Origin of the sequence: Methanosarcina sp. (assembly GCF_028693135.1) — an archaeon.
Lineage (GTDB): Archaea > Halobacteriota > Methanosarcinia > Methanosarcinales > Methanosarcinaceae > Methanosarcina.
In genome coordinates this window covers 1-22301 of the sequence record NZ_JAQUVZ010000038.1, presented here as the reverse complement: position 1 = coordinate 22301, position 22301 = coordinate 1, and the positions used below count along the sequence as shown (strand labels likewise).

14 protein-coding genes are annotated in these 22301 nt (G+C 42.9%); 8 read left to right on the top strand and 6 right to left on the bottom strand.

Going from position 1 to position 22301, the window contains the following annotated elements; translation table 11 throughout:
• Positions 1 to 415 precede the first annotated feature (415 nt).
• Together PHF18_RS13950 and PHF18_RS13945 are read left to right on the top strand one after the other, a co-directional pair.
• On the top strand, positions 416 to 958 hold the full coding sequence (locus tag PHF18_RS13950) for a DJ-1/PfpI family protein (RefSeq protein WP_300103933.1): 543 nt from the start codon (positions 416 to 418) through the stop codon (positions 956 to 958).
• A 44-nt stretch (positions 959 to 1002) separates the two neighbouring features.
• Positions 1003 to 2679, top strand: a complete 1677-nt coding sequence (locus tag PHF18_RS13945; RefSeq protein ID WP_300103931.1) for a SagB/ThcOx family dehydrogenase — start codon at positions 1003 to 1005, stop codon at positions 2677 to 2679.
• 105 nt (positions 2680 to 2784) lie between these two features.
• On the opposite strand, the gene PHF18_RS13940 is transcribed toward PHF18_RS13945, so the two are convergent.
• A complete protein-coding gene (locus PHF18_RS13940) occupies positions 2785 to 3906 on the bottom strand; it encodes a CNNM domain-containing protein (protein ID WP_300103929.1) in 1122 nt (373 codons plus the stop codon).
• Between the two features lie 385 nt (positions 3907 to 4291).
• On the opposite strand from PHF18_RS13940, the gene PHF18_RS13935 reads away from it, so the two are divergent.
• The 5 genes from PHF18_RS13935 to PHF18_RS13915 all read left to right on the top strand — a co-directional run bounded on the left by PHF18_RS13935 (position 4292) and on the right by PHF18_RS13915 (position 19160).
• Positions 4292 to 5779, top strand: coding sequence for an MFS transporter (locus tag PHF18_RS13935; RefSeq protein ID WP_300103927.1), 1488 nt, complete (start codon positions 4292 to 4294; stop codon positions 5777 to 5779).
• 277 nt (positions 5780 to 6056) lie between these two features.
• Positions 6057 to 6362 carry a glutaredoxin family protein gene (locus tag PHF18_RS13930; protein WP_300103925.1) on the top strand — a complete coding sequence of 102 codons (306 nt, stop codon included), beginning with the start codon at positions 6057 to 6059 and terminating at the stop codon, positions 6360 to 6362.
• Between the two features lie 12 nt (positions 6363 to 6374).
• The gene (locus PHF18_RS13925; RefSeq protein WP_300103923.1) at positions 6375 to 6923 is read left to right on the top strand and encodes a ferredoxin-thioredoxin reductase catalytic domain-containing protein; all 549 of its coding nucleotides are present in this window, start codon (positions 6375 to 6377) and stop codon (positions 6921 to 6923) included.
• Positions 6924 to 7338: 415 nt separating this feature from the next.
• Entirely contained in the window at positions 7339 to 7626 is a 288-nt protein-coding gene (gene fpoO / locus PHF18_RS13920; protein WP_367279200.1) for a F420H2 dehydrogenase subunit FpoO, read from the top strand.
• A 1289-nt stretch (positions 7627 to 8915) separates the two neighbouring features.
• Entirely contained in the window at positions 8916 to 19160 is a 10245-nt protein-coding gene (locus tag PHF18_RS13915; protein ID WP_300103921.1) for a PKD domain-containing protein, read from the top strand.
• A gap of 233 nt (positions 19161 to 19393) precedes the next feature.
• Here the strand turns inward: PHF18_RS13915 and PHF18_RS13910 are convergent, their stop codons facing one another.
• The 4 genes from PHF18_RS13910 to PHF18_RS13895 form a co-directional block, all read right to left on the bottom strand.
• Positions 19394 to 19729, bottom strand: coding sequence for a hypothetical protein (locus tag PHF18_RS13910; RefSeq protein ID WP_300103920.1), 336 nt, complete (start codon positions 19727 to 19729; stop codon positions 19394 to 19396).
• A gap of 30 nt (positions 19730 to 19759) precedes the next feature.
• Complete coding sequence (locus tag PHF18_RS13905) at positions 19760 to 20320, bottom strand: toll/interleukin-1 receptor domain-containing protein (protein WP_300103918.1); 561 nt, start codon at positions 20318 to 20320, stop codon at positions 19760 to 19762.
• Positions 20321 to 20342: 22 nt separating this feature from the next.
• A complete protein-coding gene (locus PHF18_RS13900) occupies positions 20343 to 20477 on the bottom strand; it encodes a hypothetical protein (RefSeq protein WP_300103916.1) in 135 nt (44 codons plus the stop codon).
• 238 nt (positions 20478 to 20715) lie between these two features.
• On the bottom strand, positions 20716 to 20925 hold the full coding sequence (locus tag PHF18_RS13895) for a molybdopterin-binding protein (protein ID WP_300103914.1): 210 nt from the start codon (positions 20923 to 20925) through the stop codon (positions 20716 to 20718).
• A 176-nt stretch (positions 20926 to 21101) separates the two neighbouring features.
• Here PHF18_RS13895 and PHF18_RS13890 point away from each other — a divergent pair, with 176 nt between their 5' ends.
• Complete coding sequence (locus PHF18_RS13890) at positions 21102 to 21857, top strand: hypothetical protein (protein WP_300103913.1); 756 nt, start codon at positions 21102 to 21104, stop codon at positions 21855 to 21857.
• Positions 21858 to 21987: 130 nt separating this feature from the next.
• On the opposite strand, the gene PHF18_RS13885 is transcribed toward PHF18_RS13890, so the two are convergent.
• Positions 21988 to 22203, bottom strand: coding sequence for a hypothetical protein (locus tag PHF18_RS13885; RefSeq protein WP_300103910.1), 216 nt, complete (start codon positions 22201 to 22203; stop codon positions 21988 to 21990).
• Positions 22204 to 22301: the final 98 nt, after the last annotated feature.

The following is a 22301-nucleotide window of genomic DNA, read 5'->3' as shown; positions in this document are numbered from 1 at the left end:
TTGGAAAAAACGGCAACCGCCAAGCATGAAGCAGGAAGCTCCGTCCTCAAAAACTTGAGCTATTAAGCGAAATTTTTAGGGAGGGGTAGTTCACATCTTCAGGGATATATTCTTACCTGGGTAGGGTTAACTTCAGTGTCCTTTAATTCAATATCTGAGTAAGATTGTATGTCTACTTCAGCTTCAGGTAAGGAAACTAAAGTAAGGAAACTAATCTCAGTCTTCGTGTCCGGTCTTTTCAGATACATCGCAGGATACTATACGACAGAACGACAGAAACCAGGTCTCTAAGACTGAAATTCGGTCCATACGACAAAAATTAGGTCTCTCAGTAATCCATATTTCTTCAGGCTCTAGTGTTTTTCAATAAATCTCGCCCGAAATCGTGCTTTTTAAATTACAGGAAGGTAGCCAGATGACAGAACCAGGACATAAAGGAAAAAAGATTTTGCTTGTTATTGCTCAGGAACAGTTCAGGGATGAAGAATGCTTTGTTCCAAAGCAGATCTTTGAAGCTGCAGGGGCAAAGGTTACGGTCGCAGCCGAGTTTACTGAAACTGCAAAAGGAACACTGGGAGGTACGATTAAGCCCGATCTCAGGATATCCGAAGCCAGAATTGAGGATTATGATGCGATAGTAATTTCAGGAGGGTCGGGTTCAAGAAAGTACCTCTGGGACAATAAGTACCTGCGTGAACTCGTAAAAGAAGCTGACTCCCGTAAAAAGGTAGTTTCTGCGATCTGCATCTCTCCTGTGGTTCTGGCAAGAGCAGGGATTCTGAAGGGGAAGGAAAGCACTGTTTTTAGTAGTCCGGATACTGTACACGAACTAAAGGAGCATGGGGCTGTCTACCAGGACAGGGAAGTTGTAGTTTCGGACAGGGTTGTGACAGGACGAGACCCAAAAAGTGCGGAAGCCTTTGGAAAAGCCGTTCTTAAAGCCCTGAAAAAAGCATGATATTTTTAAAGTAAATTATTCGGTAGCAAAGCTGGTGCCTTATTATGAATGAAGAACTTGAAGCTATACTGTCTTATCATCAGGCTAGCAAGCATGGCTTTAAAGCCTATGCTCCCGGTCCTCGACACCTTGAAATGGCAATCAAGCCAGACCCTTTTCTCAACTACAAAGGAGCTACGCTCTTAAAGCTCGATACCTGGAATGGAGAAGATATAAAATCCGAACTTTCTCCTGCATATGAACAGGCATTTTCTCAGGAGAAACTGGGACCCTCTGAGCTGAACCGGAAGAGCATTTCTCAGCTTTTTTTTGACAGCTTTGCGATTTCAGTATGGAAAAAAGCAGGAAGTTCTAGCTGGGCTCTCCGCATAAATCCTTCAAGTGGAAACCTTCACCCAACAGAGGTTTACCTTATTTCCGGTCCGGTTCCGGAGCTGCTGGAAAAACCGGCTGTCTGCCATTATGCGCCTTTGCAGCACGCGCTTGAGGTAAGAGCGAAATTTTCCCCGGAGACCTGGGAAAAGCTGAGTTCCGGCTTTCCGGAAGGCACATTTTTCATAGGGCTTACTTCAATTTACTGGCGGGTTGCCTGGAAATACGGCATCCGGGCTTTTCGGTATGCAAACCATGACCTGGGACATGCTATTGCTGCCCTTACCTTTGCTGCAGCAGGGCCTGGCTGGAGAACAAGCCTGCTTGTGGATATGGGCTCGGAGGACATAGCAAAGCTTCTGGGCGTTTCCGGAAGGCAGGGCCCTGAAAAAGAAGAACCTGCCTGTCTGCTTGCAGTTTATCCTGCAGGAAAGGAAGGTCCGGCAGGTAAGGTATCTTCGTCTGCACTTTCGGATTTTGAAAAGCTTTCCTGGAACGGGGTTCCGAACCGTTTGAGTCCTGCACATGTAGAATGGACTGAAATTGAAAAGGCCGCTTCAGTAACCAGAAAGAACGAAACTTACCACGCCGACGAAAAGAAGCCGGAACCGAAGCTTGAAAGCAGAGCTGCAGGTTTATCCGGGAAAACTTCTGGCTACGAAATCCGTCCAGGCGTTGAGACAGTCCCTCTACGCAGCGTTATTCACAGGAGACGAAGTGCCCTGGAAATGAATAACAGTGCTTACATGGAAGAAGACAGTTTCTACGGCATACTGCGAAGAACCCTCCCCGATAAAAATCCCATTTTCGATACACTGGCTTTTGGGCCCTTTGTACACATGCTCCTTTTTGTAAACAGAGTGAAGGGACTTCGTGAAGGTCTTTATATCTTTCTGCGGAAACCCGGAGAAAAGGATAAATTTAAAACCGCCTTCAGGCCGGATTTTCTGTGGGAAAGGCCAGAAAGCTGCCCTTCTGATCTTGAATTTTACCTGCTTGTGGAAGAGGAACTGCATCATTTTGCAGCCCAGCTTTCATGTGCACAGAGAAAGGCAGAAGATGCCTGTTTTACCGCATGCATGCTTTCGGAGTTCGAAGAGCCTCTAAAAACATATGGTTCATGGATGTACCCTTATCTTTTCTGGGAATGTGGAATCCTCGGGCAACTCCTTTATCTTGAAGCAGAAGCTCGAGGTTTCAGGGGCTGCGGGATAGGGTGTTTTTTCGACGACCCTCTGCACGAAACTCTGGGACTTAAAGGGCTTGAATTCCAGGATCTCTACCACTTTGCAGTGGGCTCGCCTCTTCAGGAAATTGGGGTTTTGACCTTCCCTGCATATAAAGAGTAACTAAGGAGTAACGTTTGCTTTTTTGCCCTTTACTTCTTTGTCATTACTTTTTTACCCTTTGTTTTTGCTCTTTACTTCTTTCTTTGTTCTATGATTTTTTGCCCTTTACTTCTTTCTTTGTTCTATGTTTTCTTTTCCTCTATCTTTCCTGAAAGTTGCCCTTCTGACAAATCCCGGAGACCTTTCAGGAGGTACCTCACACCCAGAGCCCACATCGCATTCGACCACGATTCCGCGGAGTAGACGGCCCAGAATATCTGACCCTGTTACTATACGCTTTTCCTCACCCCAGTAAAGAATGAGGTCCTGGTCAATTACATCATCTTCCGGGTACTGCGGATATACCTTGAACTGCCGGATTACTTTCTCGAGCCTGGTTTTAGGAGACTTTACCACTACAGGGAAATGGCAGTAAGAAAGCGGAAGGAAAGGACCTTTTTTATAGACTGCATCTCTCAGGAAGCCGTCCGCATCCAGCACCATTACAGGCTCATCTGCCGGGTTGGTGATGATTACCCATTTTTTTCCGGATGCTTCTATTTTCTGCAGGAAGGGGTCAGACGGTTCTCTGTTGAATGACGGAAAAACAGGGCGGTTATTTCCCACAGGAAGAGAGATAATGCTTCTCTGGTCTATTATAGAACCTTCGTCAGAAATGTTGACATCATCTATGGAAAGAAAGTTCAGGGCTCCTATCCCTTCAAAAGAGCCTATATCGGTCTTCCCGGACTCGATATGTTTTTCGAGCATAATCCTCATTGCCTGTTCCCTGAACAGATCAAGTTTTTCCCTGCCCAGCCACCAGTCAAGAATCAGCGCTGTCGGTTTTGCCACCGGATAGAGCAGCATCTGGTAAAAGCGGACGAGAGGAGTCAGCTTTGCCCCAAGCGCAAGCGCGTTCCTGGAAAAATAAGCCTGGGGAATAATCTCTCCGAAACAGGTAATACCAAAGGTCGAGAAGAGAAAAGCTGAGGTTCCTGCCATTACGGAATCCGTAAGCAGAGCGATAAGGACATTTACGCCTACGTTCCCCCAGAGCATAGTCGTAAGCAGGAAATTGGAGTCACGCCGGACCTGCAGGATTTTAATTGCATTTTTGTTATCTGCTTCAGCTTCAATCTCAAGTCTCAGTCTTCCAAGACCGAAAATGCCGATCGTCAGCCCTGAAAAAATAGCAGACTGTGTCAGGCAAAGTGCAATTAGTATCCAGGTAATGATTTCATTCATTGTAAGTCAATAACCTCTAGAATATCTGTATAAACCCAGTCGAATCCTTAATCAGTTAATATCTTATAAACTTAATCTCATCACGTCAGGCCTGGTTTACTATTCCCTGCTGGACAAGCTTTTACCCTGCCATTAAGTTAAGTTTGCCCTGATAATATAACTTAATTTGCTTCATCTAATTTTGGTTGGCTACTTTGTCCGAAACCGGTTGAATGGTATAATATTTAATAACAAGCAGGTCATACTAAGATTTCTGGTCAGCCAACCGTGACAAAAAGTATTATGAGGAGAGAACTATCGCTGAAACCTCCCATCCTGTACAAACCACTGCAATCTTCCGGACTCTCCAGATAAAAGATTACGACCCTTTTGATCAGTGATAAACATGGCAAAGGAAAAAAGAAAAACCGGATCGTCTGCTGAAGTTCCGGAAGTATTCCGTACGACTGCTACTCCTGCCGCTTCCACAGAAAAACGAATTGTACTTCTTATTGCGATACTTGCCGGATTTATCACCCCCTTTGACGGTTCGGCAGTAAATATTGCCCTACCGACACTGGGGGCAGAATTTCATATGAACGCGATTGCCCTCTCCTGGGTTTCTACCGCGTACCTCCTCTCCTCAGCAGTGTTTCTCGTCCCGTTTGGAAAAATTGCAGATATTTACGGAAGGAAAAAAGTTTTCCTCTACGGCATTACTATCTTCAGCCTTGCGTCCCTGGCAATGACCCTGGTCCCTTCGACAGAAATACTGATCGGAATCCGGGTTATCCAGGGGCTTGGGAGTGCCATGATCTTCGGGACCGGAGTTGCTATCGTTACCTCCGTCTTTCCTCCGGGGGAACGCGGGAAGGCTCTCGGGATCTATATCACTGCAGTTTATCTCGGGCTCTCCCTTGGGCCTTTCCTTGGAGGTTTAATGACGCAGTATCTGGGTTGGAGGAGCATTTTCTTCGTAAACGTCCCTATAGGAATCGCAGCGGTTATCCTCATCCTCTGGAAGCTGAAAGGGGAATGGGCAGAGTGCAGGGGGGAGAAGTTCGACCTGACAGGGTCTTTTATCTATGGGGCAGCGGTCGTTGCTGTCATGTACGGGTTCTCAAATCTCCCGGCATTTAAAGGAGCCGCTCTCATAACCGTGGGAGTTCTCGGGGTTATCGTCTTTGCCCTGTACGAGATGAAAATACCTTCTCCCGTCCTTGACATCAGGCTCCTGACTAAAAACAGGATTTTTGCCCTTTCAAACCTTGCCGCGCTCATCAATTACAGCGCAACTTTTGCAGTGACTTTTCTCTTAAGCCTGGACCTGCAGTACACAAAAGGCTTCACACCTGAGCACGCTGGTTTTATCCTGATAGCGCAGCCAGTTGTCCAGGCCCTGATTTCGCCAATTGCCGGCCATCTCTCTGACAGGATTGAGCCGCGGATCGTTGCATCGGCGGGAATGGCTCTCAATGCAATTGGGCTCTTCTTTCTCAGTTTCCTTACCGAAACAACACCCATCTGGCACCTGGTCCTCATCCTTCTCCTACTCGGTGCAGGGTTCGGGCTCTTCTCTTCCCCGAACACGAATGCAATTATGAGTTCGGTTGATAAGAGGTTCTACGGGGTCGCATCAGGGATGAATGGGACTATGCGGCTTCTCGGCCAGATGCTCTCAATGGGTATCGCAATGATGATCTTTGCAGTTGTTATCGGTCCTGTGGAGATCACTCCTGAGTATTATCCCCAGTTTGTTTCAAGCTTACATTATGCATTTATCCTGTTTACGATCTTCTGTGTTGTCGGGGTATTCGCGTCTCTGGTGAGAGGAAAATCCAGTTCCGGGGCTCTTACCGGCATTAATGAAAAGGGGAAAAAAGCAGGGCGATGAAAAAATAACGTTCTTGAGGTTCCATTTCGAGTAATCTGGTGTATTCAGAGGACGTGCAGCCATGGAAAATTATATCTCAATTTTATATACTTTATCCGACATTTTCTGATAAGGACTTTATAGAATCTATGATCTAGAAATTATCTAGAATCTACTAATCTGGAATCTGCTATCTGGCGGTTTTTTTTCTTTAGTGCCAGACGTCCAGAGCAACAAGCTGCTTTGACCAAAACACCTGGGCGTACACCTAACTTAATTATTGCAGGGGGTTTATAGAATGAATATCTTTAACCAGGACACAGATAAAGGAAAGCATATTTCCGGAATTGATAAGGGCAAGGTCGTAATGTATGGGCTGAGCACCTGTGTATGGTGTAAAAAAACAAAGAAACTGCTTACCGATCTGGGAGTGGATTTTGAGTACATTTATGTGGACAGGCTGGAAGGGGAAGAAGAAAGCAACGCCGTTGAGAAATTAAGACGTTTCAACCCCTCAATTTCTTTCCCAACAACTATTATAAATGACGAAACGGCAATTGTGGGTTTTAAGGAAAAACAAATCCGTGAAGCTCTTGGCTTTTGAGGGGGAGTTGGGTTGAAAGAAGAGAAAGCTGCCGAAGAAGGCATATCAGAAGAGAAAGTGGATACAGTCTATAAGCGGTTGAAACAGGAAGCTGAGAAATCAGGCTACCACCTGAACCCTGATGTCGAGTTCACAAAAGACCTTGTGCGTGGGCTGCTGACCAATGAGGAGCGTTACGGCTACTGGGCCTGCCCTTGCAGACTGGCTTCAGGAAATACAGAGGAAGACCTGGATATCGTCTGTCCCTGCTACTACAGAGACCCTGACCTTAACGATTATGGGGCCTGTTACTGTGCACTTTATGTTTCGGACGAGGTCATTCGAGAAGAAAGAGAAGTGGAGTCTATCCCGGAAAGGCGTCCTTCTTACGAGGAAAGAGAAGCTGAAAGAGCCGAGGAAGCTGAAAGAGAGGAGATGATGGAAACTATGGAAATTTCAGGAAAACTTTCAAAACCGGTCTGGAGATGTAAGGTTTGCGGATATCTCAGTGCCATGGACGAGGCTCCAGGGGTCTGTCCTATCTGTAAGGCGAAAAAGGAAAGATTTGAACGGTTCATGTAATTTTTTTATGTAATTTTTCCTTTTTTTCCAATTTTTAAAAAACGGATGCCAGAACTGCTGTGGGCAATTCTGTTCTTAATATGTTAGGACTTACGTGGTTGAACTGAGAAATCAATACCTTTAAGCCTTTAGCTGTCTAAAATATAAAGTTAAACCACAAAGGCTATTGTGCTTGATTTTGCTTTAAGTGCGTAATATCAGTTTCTCTTTTATTACTTTGCTAAAAAAATCAACTTTTTTCAGTGTGACTCCATAATAAGTGTCCTTTTTGGGAAGCTTTAAGCTATGGAATCAAATACTCAGGGCTTTAGCAAATACGATTTTATAGATGTTGAACTCCCCGAGCTTCACCATTACATGATTGATGTTTTAGAATCCTTAAATCAGATTCATTAGCAAGATCCACTTTGGGTAAATCATTTTCCCCAAAGGGGTCTGGAAAGGGCTCTGTGAGACCTGTCTCGATTCCGCCCAGAAAACCCACTTAATTGTAGACAAAAACCAGACTTCATGCAGAAAAGGCAGATGCGCCCTCTGCGGAGATAAAACCGGGGTTTTCCCTGTGGAACTGCAGATCCCGGATTTTTCAAAAGGAGTCGTAAAAAAAGAGGTAAACGTCTGCAACAGGTGCCTGAAAGCGGTCGATGAGGCTTATATAGGGTACAAGAGAGAGCAGATCGAGCAGAAACACGCACATCATTAAGTAAAATCAAAGCTGCTTTTTAAAGCGGCTTTATTTTTTATTTTTTGGTAGGCGCTGTTTTTATGACGTTGCCTCTTGAGTAATTTTTTGCTTTTTTCTTAACTGGAATCTATTTTTGCAATTTGATACATTTCCATAAAATTAAGTTTGACCGGAGTTTATAAGATATCATGAAAATCGGGCTATAGCTATTGATATTGTGTAGGTATAACAAAAAATTAATTAAGTTCCAAATCCATTTAATTCAATTTTGGCGTCACCACATCTTGAATTCGCCCAAAGATTGGTACTTGTGTGTTTTCTCCTTCCCTATAAGGAAGAAAACAATATAGGGCGTCTTGTTATAGGGATTATGTGTTATACCCTACATAATGAGAATTTAGCTATTTTTGTTACACACTCGGTTATAATAGTAATCATATATTTGTCGATTTTATACTAAAATGCTTCGAACTGGTGTCAAACATAATTAATTTTTTGTTATACCCTACATTTTATGCGTCGCTTGATGCTGTATTATACTACAAAGTATAAACTCCGGTTTGAAACTTTTTATTATTTTCCGATCTTCAGATTTTCTTCCTCAGATGCGGCAAGTTTCTGTTAGGGATATTTTGATACTCAAGCTTCCTTCCTGCCTTAAGAAATTCTCCTGAGGATGCCGAAACCTACTTGACCCGGACTGAAGTTTTTATGAGCTCAAATGAAATCGTTTTTGAGCTCAATTTTTAGATTAGAGAAGAGTTATTCAATTTCTACTCTGCTCTAAAGGGTTATTTTTCGGACTCTATCTGTTCAAAGATATAATGTTATGCGGGTATTGCTAAAGATCCTCCCATAACTGCTATTTATCAATCATTATTATAATAATACAACATTCTAAATAAACTTTTATAGTTATAGATATAAACTTTTGCATAAACTTCAAAATGTGTAAACTGTTGCACATTTATATACTGATCCCAAAACCAATTTTGGTATTGAGCTCTCCCCAAAAGCCATTCTATTTTTAATAAATAACAGTTTCCAGAGTCGTTTTCATGATCAGGAACTTGATCGATTATACGGAATACAAGATTCGAGAAGCAAATCTTGAGTTTTAGGATGAGCTCATTTACAAAATATGGGAAGAGAGGCGAATAAAGTTGAAGAGGAAATATCAAAAAATGAGAAAGGAGATTAACATGAAAAAAAATCTCAATATAAAAAGCGATATAAATATGAGAACAAAATTGGTGATCTTCAGTGAACTTCTAATTTTATTTTTGTTTATAAGTTCATCAATAGCGATGGCAGATACAGGATCTTCAGAAACAATAAAAGTATCTGATATTCAGAAAAATACCATAAAACAGACTGCAGTTTCTCTAAATTTTGAACTTGCACCAGATAATCCTGAATTTATCGAATACCTGAAGAACAAAGAAATCTCTCTAAAGGGACAGTCCCTGGAAGGGCAATATACGGGTTATATTCCCTCGCCTATGGATCTCAGTCATGTCAGCAAAATTTCCGCCGCATACGAATCTGCTCAAGATTATCCAGCTTATTATGACCTGCGAGCTTTGAACAAGGTAACACCTGTGAAATTCCAGGATGATGCAGGTGTTTGCTGGATTTTTGCAACATATGCATCTCTTGAATCGTATTTAATGCCGAACGAAAGTTGGGACTTTTCAGAAAATAATATGAAAAACCTGCTTTCTTCTAGTTATTTGGATGGTTTTGACCGTGATGCCAATAGTGGGGGAACTTTTGTTATGTCAACTGCCTACCTGACTCGCTGGAGCGGACCAGTGAACGAAAGCGATGACCCTTATGATCCTCACTCTGTTGCGTCCCCTCAAAATCTGACTATACAGAAACATGTACAAGATGTACTTTTCCTGTCGTCTAGGCAGAATTCTTCGGACAATAAGGAGATAAAATTTGCAATTATGAACTATGGAGCGGTAGCATCCATGATCTACATCGACGGCAATTATCCCCCCCAATATTTACCTGCCAAATACAGCTATTATTATAACGGATCTTTGAATGCGAATCATGGTATAACCATTGTGGGCTGGGATGACAATTTTGATAGGAACAATTTTTCCAGCGTTCCACCCGGAGATGGGGCATTTATCGTGAAAAATAGCTGGAATACTAGCTGGGGTGACAGAGGATATTTCTACATTTCCTATTATGACTCCAATATAGGAAAAGCTTCTGCGATCTACATAGCTGAATCCCCAAATAATTATAAATACATCTATCAGTACGACCCATTAGGATGGTCTCAATCAATTGGGCAACCCAATAAAAACATGTGGTGTGCAAATGTATTTACTGCACAATCTAACGAAGTCCTTAAAGCAGTAAGTTTCTACGCAACAGACCCTAACTGCAATTATGAAATTAGAATACTCAATAGTACATCTTCTAAGATACTCAATAGTACAACACTCAATAGTACATCTTCGGTTCTTACCCAGAATGGTACAATTCCAACAGCAGGATACCACACGGTCAAACTGAATTATGGAGTTAAGCTCAAAGCCGGTGAAAATTTCTCAGTAAACCTGAATCTAACTACACCTCAAAATTCCCCTATTGCTTTAGAATATCCGACAGCAGTCTATAGCAGTCATGCAACAGCAAATCCAAGAGAAAGTTTTGTCAGTACTAATGGAAATACTTGGATCGACATAACTACGATTTATCCAAACACGAATGTATGCATTAAGGCCTTTACTGACCCGGAAACTGTACCTCCTGTTGCTGATTTCTCTGCAACTCCAACTTCCGGAAACGCTCCTCTAAATGTCAGTTTTACTGACAAAAGCACAGGTACACCCACTTCGTGGGCATGGGACTTCGGAGATGGAAACACTTCAACTGATCAGAATTCAACCAATATCTATTCTACAGCAGGAAATTATACTGTAAAAATTACCGTGAGCAATGCGGCTGGCTCTGATAACAAGACAATAGAAGACTGTGTTCAAGTTCTCCCTAAAGTCCTTGACACTCAGGCTCCTGTAATAAACTCAGTTAGCCTGAATAACAGTAATCCGAATACTGGTGACCTTATCAAGGTGACTGTAAACGCTACTGATAACGTTGCAGTAACTTCCGTTGAAGCTTCCGACTCTTCCCTGAGTTCTCTTGGCGAAAATATCTGGGAAGGGACAATTACAGCTCTTGAAGGTATTCATTTTGTTAATGTTTCAGCCGAAGACGCTGCAGGAAATATTACATGGAACAACTCTACAAGTTATACTGCAACTTCATCTGATATTGAATTTCATTTCATAAAGTCACTCGGGGGTTCAGGGGGTGAATACGCACAAAGTATTCAGCAAACTTCTGACGGTGGCTATATCGTTGCCGGAGACTCCAATTCAAACGACGGCAATGTGACCGGAAATCATGGGGGGAGTGATTACTGGGTTGTGAAACTGGATACAACCGGGAATATAGTGTGGCAAAAGTCACTCGGAGGTTCAAGTTATGATAACGCATACAGTATTCAGCAGACTTCTGACGGTGGCTATATCGTTGCCGGAGAATCTAATTCAAACGACGGCGATGTGACCGGAAATCATGGGGGTTTTGATTACTGGGTTGTGAAACTGGATACAACAGGGAATATAGTGTGGCAAAAGTCACTCGGAGGTTCAGGGGGTGAACTCGCAGAAAGTATTCAGCAGACTTCTGATGGTGGCTATATCGTTGCCGGATATTCCCGTTCAACCGACGGCGATGTGACTGGAAATCATGGGGGTTATGATTACTGGGTTGTGAAACTGGATACAACCGGGAATATAGTGTGGCAAAAGTCACTCGGAGGTTCAGATCATGATTACGCATACAGTATTCAGCAAACTTCTGACGGTGGCTATATCGTTGCCGGAGACTCCCGTTCAAACGACGGTGATGTGACCGGAAATCATGGGGGTTATGATTCCTGGGTTGTGAAACTGGATACAACCGGGAATATAGTGTGGCAAAAGTGCCTAGGAGGTTCAATTTCTGATAACGCATACAGTATTCAGCAAACTTCTGACGGTGGCTATATCGTTGCCGGATACTCCGGTTCAACCGACGGCGATGTGACTGGAAATCATGGGGAGTTTGATTACTGGGTTGTGAAACTGGATACAACAGGGAATATAGTGTGGCAAAAGTCACTCGGAGGTTCAGATGATGAATACGCAGAAAGTATTCAGCAAACTTCTGACGGTGGCTATATCGTTGCCGGAGAATCTAATTCAAACGACGGCGATGTGACTGGAAATCATGGGGAGTCTGATTACTGGGTTGTGAAACTGGATACAACCGGGAATATAGTGTGGCAAAAGTCACTCGGAGGTTCAGATTGGGATGACGCATACAGTATTCAGCAGACTTCTGATGGTGGCTATATCGTTGCCGGAGAATCCGATTCAAACGACGGCGATGTGACTGGAAATCATGGGGGTTATGATTACTGGGTGGTAAAGTTTGCTCCTCAGACCCGGATTCCTGTAGCGAACTTCACTAGCAACGTCACTGAGGGTTATGCTCCGCTCGATGTTCAGTTTAACGATACCAGCACTGGAACGCCAACATCATGGCAGTGGAACTTTGGAGATGGAAGTGCTAACTCAACAGAGCAGAATGCAACTCACACATTTACAGATGTAGGAATTTATCACGTAACTCTTACTGTTGCAGAGGATGGGAACAACAGCACAATAACAAAGGATATTACTGTATTAAATGCTCCTGTTGCTGCGGATTTTACTTCAAATGTTACAATCGGAACAGTTCCTCTTTCAGTCCATTTCTATGATGCCAGCACAGGATCCCCCACCTCATGGCAGTGGAACTTTGGAGATGGTTCTCCCAACTCAACTGAACGAGACCCACCTCATACATTTACAGATATTGGGGTTTTCCATGTAACTCTTACAGTTATGAAGGATGGGGCTAGTAGCTCAAAAACAAAGGCTATAACTGTTAATGCTCCAATTGGGTTCAAACAGTATGCATATATTACGAATGCTGTCAGCAGCAGCGTCTCTGTAATTGACATTGCCACAAATACTGTTGTAGCCACTGTGCCCATAGAAAGTTATCCTGAAGGAGTTGCGGTCAGTCCAACCCGAAAAAATGTATATATAACAAGCCCTGGTAGCGACACTGTCTCTGTAATTGACACAATTACAAACAATGTTACAGCCACGATAAATGTAGGATGGTATCCTTGGGGAGTTGCAGTAACTCCTGATGGAAAAAAAGTATATGTGGCTAATCAGTTAAGTAATGATGTCTCTGTAATTGACGCAAAAACAAACAATGTTACAACCACGATAAATTTTGTACAAGATCCTTATGGTGTTGCAGTCAAACCTGATGGAAAAAAGGTATATGTCACAAACGGCGGTAACGTCTCTGTAATTGACACAAAAACAAACACTGTTAAAACCACGATAAATTTAGGATACGAGCCTGAAGGAATTGCATTTACCCCGGATGGAAAAACGGCATATGTGGCGAACTATGGAAATAGCAGTTTCTCTGTGATTGACACAGAATTAGACACTGTATCAACCACCGTGCCTTTAGGACCTTTAGGAAATCCTATAGCAGTTGCAATCCCCGCGTTTGGAAAACAAGTATACATGACTAACATCAACTGGGACACTGTCTCGGTAATTAACATGGATACAAATAGTGTTACATCCACTGTGAAAGTAGGAAGATTTCCTGAAGGCGTTGCTGCTACTTCGGATGGAACAAAGGTTTATGTTGCGAACTGGCTCAGCAACAACGTATCTGTGATTGATACAAAAAACAACACTGTTATAGCCACTGTGCCCGTGGGATCCAGACCTGTTGCATTTGGGCAATTTATAACTCCGGTTCCAGTTAATGGAGAGGCCGATCTTTCTCTCTCTCTACAGGCACCTGTAAGTGAATTTCCAAGCACTTCGATGACATATACGCTGTGCTACCAAAATTTTGGGACAATTTCTGCAAACAATGTCTTACTTGAAGATGAATTATCAGACGTTGTTAGTTTCAAGTCTGCTTCTGATGGTGGAGTTTATGATCCTTCTACAAGGAAAGTTACCTGGGATATCGGGACTCTTGGTCCTTCAGATCATGGTTACAGATACATAACAGTTATGACCCCTCTTGATGTAATAGTCGGAACTAAGATTCCTAACAGTGCCAGCATCAGTACGTCAGATCTTGAGGGTCAATACGAAGATAACGATCAACAAGTTCAGACCAGGATCACACTCCCAGATCTTCCACCAAACGTAAGTGTTGTTAATCCACATTTATGGGGAATAAGCACACCTGTAGTTTGGTGGTTTGAACCGACAACCTTTTCGTATCACAGTTGTCAGGATGCAACAGCAGTTGGTATAAATATTCACATAGATGACGGTGGTCAGGATATCGTTGCAAATATGGCAGGAGGACCTCCAGACTGGAACTACACAACAACATTCCATCCGCGTTACGGAAAAGCAACAGTAACTTATACAATATCTGGCTGTACCCCAGAAATCGTAAGTTTTGATATTTACATTGATCCGGCGGGATACATTTACGACATTGATACAGGGAAACGCATATCTGGTGCATCTGTTTGGCTTCAGCGTCCTGATGGTAACGGCGGCTGGGAAAATGTTCCGACAGGCGAAAATCCCCCCGTTTCTCAGCCCGATATAAATCCACTCATCAGTGACCAAAATGGCATGTATCAGTGGGATGTTCTCGAAGGCATTTATCGGGTACATGTAGAAGCGCCTGGATACGAACCTGCGAATAGTAGTTTTGTAGATATACCACCCCCGGTTACCGATCTGCACGTAGGTCTGCATCATATCAATGTCTCACCTGTTGCTGATTTCTCTGCAACTCCAACTTCTGGAAATGCTCCTCTAAATGTCAGTTTTACTGACAAAAGCACAGGTACACCCACTTCGTGGGCATGGGACTTCGGAGATGGAAATACTTCAACTGGTCAGAATTCAACCAATATCTATTCTATAGCAGGAAATTACACTGTAAAACTTATCGTGAGCAATGCGGCTGGCTCTGATAACAAGACAATAGAAGACTGTGTTCAAGTTTTCCCTAAAGTCCTTGACACTCAGGCTCCTGTAATAAACTCAGTTAGCCTGAATAACAGTAATCCGAATACTGGTGACCTTATCAAGGTGACTGTAAATTCCACTGATAACGTCGCAGTAACTTCTGTTGAAGCTTCCGGATCTCAGTTAACGTCTATTGGAGGAAATATCTGGGAAGGGATAATTACAGCCCTTGAAGGTATTCATTTTGTTAATGTTTCAGCCGAAGATGCAGCACATAATATTGCCTGGAATAATTCTACAAGTTATACTGCAACTTCATCTGATATTGAATTTCATTTCATAAAGTCACTCGGGGGTTCAAGTTCTGATTTTGCATACAGTATTCAGCAAACTTCTGACGGTGGCTATATCGTTGCCGGATACTCCCGTTCAAACGACGGCGATGTGACAGGAAATCATGGGGGTTATGATTACTGGGTTGTGAAACTGGATACAACCGGGAATATAGTGTGGCAAAAGTCACTCGGAGGTTCAAGTTCTGATTCCGCATACAGCATTCAGCAGACTTCTGACGGTGGCTATATCGTTGCCGGAGACTCCTATTCAAACGACGGCGATGTGACTGGAAACCATGGGAGTTCTGATTCCTGGGTTGTGAAACTGGATACAACCGGGAATATAGTGTGGCAAAAGTCATTCGGAGGTTCAGCTACTGATGCCGCATACAGCATTCAGCAAACTTCTGACGGTGGCTATATCGTTGCCGGAGACTCCTATTCAAACGACGGCGATGTGACTGGAAATCATGGGAGTGGTGATTCCTGGGTTGTGAAACTGGATACAACCGGAAATATAGTGTGGCAAAAGTGCCTAGGAGGTTCAGATACTGATTCCGGAAACAGTATTCAGCAGACTTCTGACGGTGGCTATATCGTTGCCGGATACTCCTATTCAAACGACGGCGATGTGACTGGAAATCATGGGGGTTCTGATTCCTGGGTTGTGAAACTGGATACAACCGGGAATATAGTGTGGCAAAAGTCACTCGGAGGTTCAAGTTCTGATTCCGCATATAGCATTCAGCAGACTTCTGACGGTGGCTATATCGTTGCCGGAGACTCCTATTCAAACGACGGCGATGTGACTGGAAACCATGGGGGTTATGATTCCTGGGTTGTGAAACTGGATACAACCGGGAATATGGTGTGGCAAAAGTCACTCGGAGGTTCAAGTTCTGATTCCGCATACAGCATTCAGCAGACTTCTGACGGTGGCTATATCGTTGCCGGAGAATCCGATTCAAACGACGGCGATGTGACTGGAAACCATGGGGGTTATGATTCCTGGGTTGTGAAACTGGATACAACCGGGAATATGGTGTGGCAAAAGTCACTCGGAGGTTCAGATGATGAAGACGCAGAAAGTATTCAGCAAACTTCTGACGGTAGTTATATCGTTGCTGGATGCTCCAATTCAAACGACGGCGATGTGACTGGAAATCATGGGGGTTATGATTACTGGGTGGTAAAGTTTGCTCCTCAGACCCGGATTCCTGTTGCTGATTTCTCTGCAACTCCAACTTCCGGAAACGCTCCTCTAAATGTCAGTTTTACTGACAAAAGCACAGGTACACCCACTTCGTGGGCATGGGACTTCGGAGATGGAAACACTTCAACTGGTCAGAATTCAACCAATATCTATTCTACAGCAGGAAATTACACTGTAAAACTTATCGTGAGCAATGCGGCTGGCTCTGATAACAAGACAATAGAAGACTGTGTTCAAGTTTTCCCTAAAGTCCTTGACACTCAGGCTCCTGTAATAAACTCAGTTAGCCTGAATAACAGTAATCCGAATACTGGTGACCTTATCAAGGTGACTGTAAATTCCACTGATAACGTCGCAGTAACTTCTGTTGAAGCTTCCGGATCTCAGTTAACGTCTATTGGAGGAAATATCTGGGAAGGGATAATTACAGCCCTTGAAGGTATTCATTTTGTTAATGTTTCAGCCGAAGATGCAGCAAAAAATATTGCCTGGAATAATTCCACTGCATATACCGCTGTAACGACAGATAATTTGCCGCCTTCGAGCATCACCAATCTCAGATCCACAAACGGTACTACCTGGCTCAACTGGACCTGGCGGAATCCTACAGACCTCGATTTCGATCACGTAGAAATCTATCTTGATGGTATTTTCCAGACCAATACCTCTGCCGAACATTTCAACGCAACAGATCGCGAACCTGATACAAGCTATACAATCGGTACGAGAACAGTAGACAGCAGTGGGAATGTAAATGAGACATGGGTTAACTCCAGTGCAAAAACAAAGCCTTTGCAAGACACTATTTCACCTGTGATTGAATCTGTAGTTTTATTCCCAACCAGTACCACAACCGGATCTAAAATTAGCGTTACAGTCGATGTTACGGATAACGTTGGAGTTATTTCAGTTTCAGCCTCTGGAGTTGCTCTTGCAAAAACAGGTGGGAATGTCTGGGAAGGAAGTATTGTTGCAGAGGAAGGAACTCACAAAGTTTTTGTTATTGCTTCAGACGCTTCAGGGAATACTGCAGTTGACAAATCGGCAAGTTACACGGCAACTACTCCGGATACGGAAGATCCTGTCATTAACTCTGTCAGTTTAAGTGACAGTACACCTGACACAGGAGATTCTATCGTTGTGACTGTAGATGTAACTGACAACGTTGGAGTTAGTTCAGTTTCAGCCTCTGGCGTTTCTCTTGCAAAAACAGGTAAAAACATCTGGGAAGGAAGTATTGTTGCAGAGGAAGGAACTCACAAAGTTTTTGTTATTGCTTCAGACGCTTCAGGAAATTCTGCATTTGACAAATCGGCAAGTTACACGGCAACTACTCCGGATACTGAAGATCCTGTCATTAACTCGGTCAGTCTGAGCAGCAGTACACCCGACACCGGAGATTCTATTGTTGTGACTGTAGATGTAACTGACAATGTTGGAGTTAGTTCAGTTTCAGCCTCTGGAGTTGCTTTTGCAAAAACAGGTGAAAACATCTGGAAAGGAAGTATTGTTGCAGAGGAAGGAACTCACATTGTTTCGGTTTCAGCTTCAGATGCTTCAGGAAATACTGCAGTTGACAAATCGGCAAGTTACACGACGGCAACTACTCCGGATACGGAAGCTCCTGTTATTAACTCTGTCAATCTGAGCAGCAGTACACCTGACACCGGAGATTCGATCACTGTCACTGTAGATGTTACTGACAACGTTGGAGTTCGTTCCGTTGCAGCCTCTGGCGTTTCTCTTGCAAAAACAGGTGAAAACATCTGGGAAGGAAGTATTGTTGCAGAGGAAGGAACTCATTCTGTAAATGTATCCGCTGTGGATGAAGCAGGCAATGTTGCCCTGGACAATTCTACTTCATATACCGCTCTAACACCCGATATTTTACCTCCTTCGAGCATCACTGATCTTCAAGCAACAAAAGATACTACCTGGGTAAATTGGACATGGCAGAATCCCCTTGATGTCGATTTTAACCACACTGAAATCTACCTTAACGGCACCTTCCAGACCAACACCTCTGCCGAATTCTTCAACGCCACCGGTCTCGAACCCGAAACGAGTTACACCATCGGTACGCGTACAGTAGACATCAATGGGAACGTAAATGATACATGGGTTAATGCGACTGCAATAACAAAAGAGAAATATTCCTCCGGTGGTTCGGGCGGTTCAGGCGGTTCAGGCGGTGGTGGTGGAGTCTGTTCTCCCGAGCCTGCCAAAAACGTTGAGGCAAAAGAACTCTCACAGCAGTTCATTGTCAATGGGAAACATGTGAAGTTCCTTTTCCCGAAAAATGTAACCTGTGTTAAGTATGTAGAATTTGACCCGAGGACTTCAGGCAAAATAACTACTACTGTTGAGATGCTAAAGGGCAAATCTGCTATTGTTCCAGAGCTTCCCGAAGGTAAAGTCTACAAGAACATGAACATATGGGTAGGGAATAAAGGAACTGCAAGCCTGAAAAACATTGAAAATGCAGTTGTAGGTTTCAAGGTTGAAAAATCCTGGGTTGCAGGTGGAGTCGATGAAAGTTCAATAGCTCTTTACAGGTACAGCGATAAGGCATGGGGTGAACTTGTTACTCGACAGGTCGGAGAAGATAATAAATACCTGTATTTTGAAGCTGAAACCCCTGGCTTTTCACCATTCTCGATCGTTGCTTCCGGAGTGGATTCCCTTAACGAAAAAGAGGAAGACAAATCTCCATCGTCTGTAGAGGGAACCTCTATAGAAAATATAGGAATGGACGGAAACCAATCTTCTGAAAGTGGCATCACAGGGTTGGAAAGTGCTGAAAAAGGATCAGAAACGGGTAGCAAATCAAAGGTATTAATATCAATTGGTTTGCTGTCTATCTCTCTTCTGGTCGGATACATGGTTTTAAGGAAGCAAAATTAATTTCCGCTTCCTTTTTCACTTTTTGAGACATTTTTTTCACTTTTATCACATTTCATTTTCCTGGCACTGGATAGTATCTCATTTTAAATCTAAATTGGATAAAAAGAAAGAACAGATAATTCTAAACCGGATGGGTTAGCTGATAGTTTACTTTTAACAGATACGCTTCTTACAGATGACTCCGAACTTATTTCTGAGTTCTTCATTTATATTTTTAATTTTCAATGCCTGTTTTAAGTTATTGACTCAAGTTCTCTTTCTAACTTTGTTATATCGAACCATACCCTGAAGAGTTCGTCTTTTCCTGTATCCCTGATGTCAATTTCTACGGATTGAATCAGTGTAGCTTTAATTGTTTCCCATTCTTCCCTGCGGACATCAACAATTTCCCAGGGACCGGTAGAACTATCTTTTACTCTGTCCCGGGCAAGCTGTAACAGCAGGTGTTTCTTTTCTGCAGGAGTAAGCTCTCCAATACCTCTGATTTCAGACTCGTTCACTGTAGCTTCTCCCATTTTGGATTGCGCTACCATGGGTTCTCCGGGTTCGTCTTTGATTCTTTTTTCCATGAATTCACCTCCCTACCTGTGTTAGAATGCTCAGGGCGTGGGCCTGAAGTTTCTCGGGTCAAGGAAAATCTTTCTCTGGCAGTAACTGCAGATCGTCTCAAGGTGTTTTCCTGCAAGAAGAGCTCTTTCCACCTCTTCTTCAGGAGTGATATACTGGGTCATTTCCTCTCCACAGTAAGGGCATTTTATCTTCAGCCAGTCCAGTTTCGTAAGCTGCCTTATATTCTGTATGAGTTTCCCCAGAGCATCCTCATAGGCTTCAGGGTAAAAATTAATCGGATGGAGATGACTTATAAGGATAGGCAGTTCCACTCCTGCTTCTGCCAGCGGAATTATTAACTGGTCAGCTCCTACCGCCAGCCCGATTTCCTGATTCACCTCCGGGGATAGTTTTCCTTCCTGTGTGATGATGGGGATAACGCAGTCCGAGTGGCGGATGCCAAAACGTATTCTTTCAGTCAGGGAAATAATTCGAGCTTTCCTGTATAGGGACGAAAAGCTCTCCAGTTCCACTGTCCACAGAGCCCTTGCCAATTCCTGGGCAAGTGGTTCGTCCTGTTCGCAATGAGAAATGTAAACTTTTGTGATCATGTCTGTTGTACTTGACCTGTTATTATCTTGTTTTTCCTGACTTATGTTCGGTCTCCGGTTCAGGGTCAGGGATCGGTTCGGGTGAAGGAACCGGCTTCGGTTCCGGATAAGGTATCGGCTCCGGCTGTAAAGATGGTTTTTTGTCTTTTTTTTCCAAAAATAACTCCCCCTCTATCAATAATATTACTTTCAGAACAATTTATTTTCCTGGCGGTTTGCTTTGTTATATTTGCTTTGTTATATTTGCGTCTTTATGAATTCATGTTGCTAAATTTGTCCTGTTAAGAATAAGTCATTGAGAACCTATTTTGAACTGGTAATAACCTGTTTTGCTAAGTTCTATGAAGTAAGAACCATACAGTGCCAGAACCATATCGGTCACTCAGAGATGCCGGTCAGTCAGAGGCTAACATCACGCTTGTGGATTTAATTACTGCATAGACCTCGCTTCCTTCTTTTAAACCCATATTTTCGGCTGAGTTTTTTGTGATAATGGAAGTAATTTCCACACCACCCGGGAGTTCGACTACGATTTCCGAGTTAACCGATCCGTGAATTATTCTTTTTACTTTACCTTTCAGGACATTGCGTGCACTTAATTTCATTCCAATCCTCCTATTCAGGTTTTTATTTATAATTCAAATTTTTATTTATTATTCAATATGGTTAGTCTTGTGAATTAAAGAAGCATAGGAATCTGGCTTTCTTAACTTAGTTACTGAATTCTAATACTTCCTTTCTACAGTTGCGGATTTTGTCCTTTCATCCATGTAAAGAATGAATGGACCTGGTTAAATTTTATGTTGAAAAGGGGGATCTGGAAAAAGCCCTGGAAACAGCAGAAAAAGGTATTTTAGAGGGGGAGGGCTGGATTACTGAGCTGTTAGAATTTCTCTGGGAATACTTCTCCAAAAAGGGAGACACAGCCAACCTGGAGCGGCTTGTGCAGACAGCATTATCCCGCAATACTGAAGAGAAAAACATGCTGGACAGGTTATTTGAATATTACAGGGCAAAAGGAGATTATGAGCACGCAAAAGATGCTCTTTTGAGGTCATTTGAGTTTGCAAGGCGGCACTATTATACAGAGTACACAAGATTGAAAGGATTCCTGAAAGCGTCTGATTGGAAATCCATTGAGCCTGAAATATTTAGTAAAATCAAAGAAAAAGACTTTCACGATTATTTGAGAATATGTCTGGATAAGGGTATGAAAGAAACAGTTCTCAAATCAATTTTTAATCCTCCAAAAAACAGGTTTGGTTATTCAATAGAAGTTGATTTTGATGAGTTTGCAGATAAATTAGCAAATGATTTTCCGGATAAAATCATCGAATATTACTGGCAGAAAGCCTATAGAAACATACCGAACGGGAATAGGAAAACATACAGCATTGCAGTCAAATATCTTGGAAAAGTCAAAGATGTCTATATCGATATCTTAAATGATGAAGCAGACTGGGTAAAACGTTTTTCCGAGCTGAAATCCGAATTTAAGAAGAGACCCGCTTTTCTTGAAATCGCGAGCGAGTTATGATCTCTTTTATATTTTTTTGGAGACCGGTGATTGGTAATATTATTTGAATCTTCTATAGCCGCATTTCTTCTTTTTTATTTCAATTGTCTTTTTTATTTCAATTGAATACTCCACAACTGGCTGCAGGATGTTACATTGCAATTTTGATTAGAAGTTTTCCTTCATGTTTTCTGAAGTTCCATCCAAGGAAGTCAAAACCATAATCAATATGAGTAATTAGGGTATTTTCTTCCGATAATTCCAGACTTCTTTTTTTGAGAGAGGCTCTGATCAGTTCCTTAATTTCTCTGGCTAATTCTTCCGAGCTGGCAGTGACCACAAGGTGAGTAGCCCAGGGGAATTTCACCCCCAGGCCCTCTCAGAACCGGACGTGAACCTCTCAGCTCATCCGGCTCCCATTATCCAGCCCCAGGAAAAATTCCCATTTGCCAGTGGACAAATAGT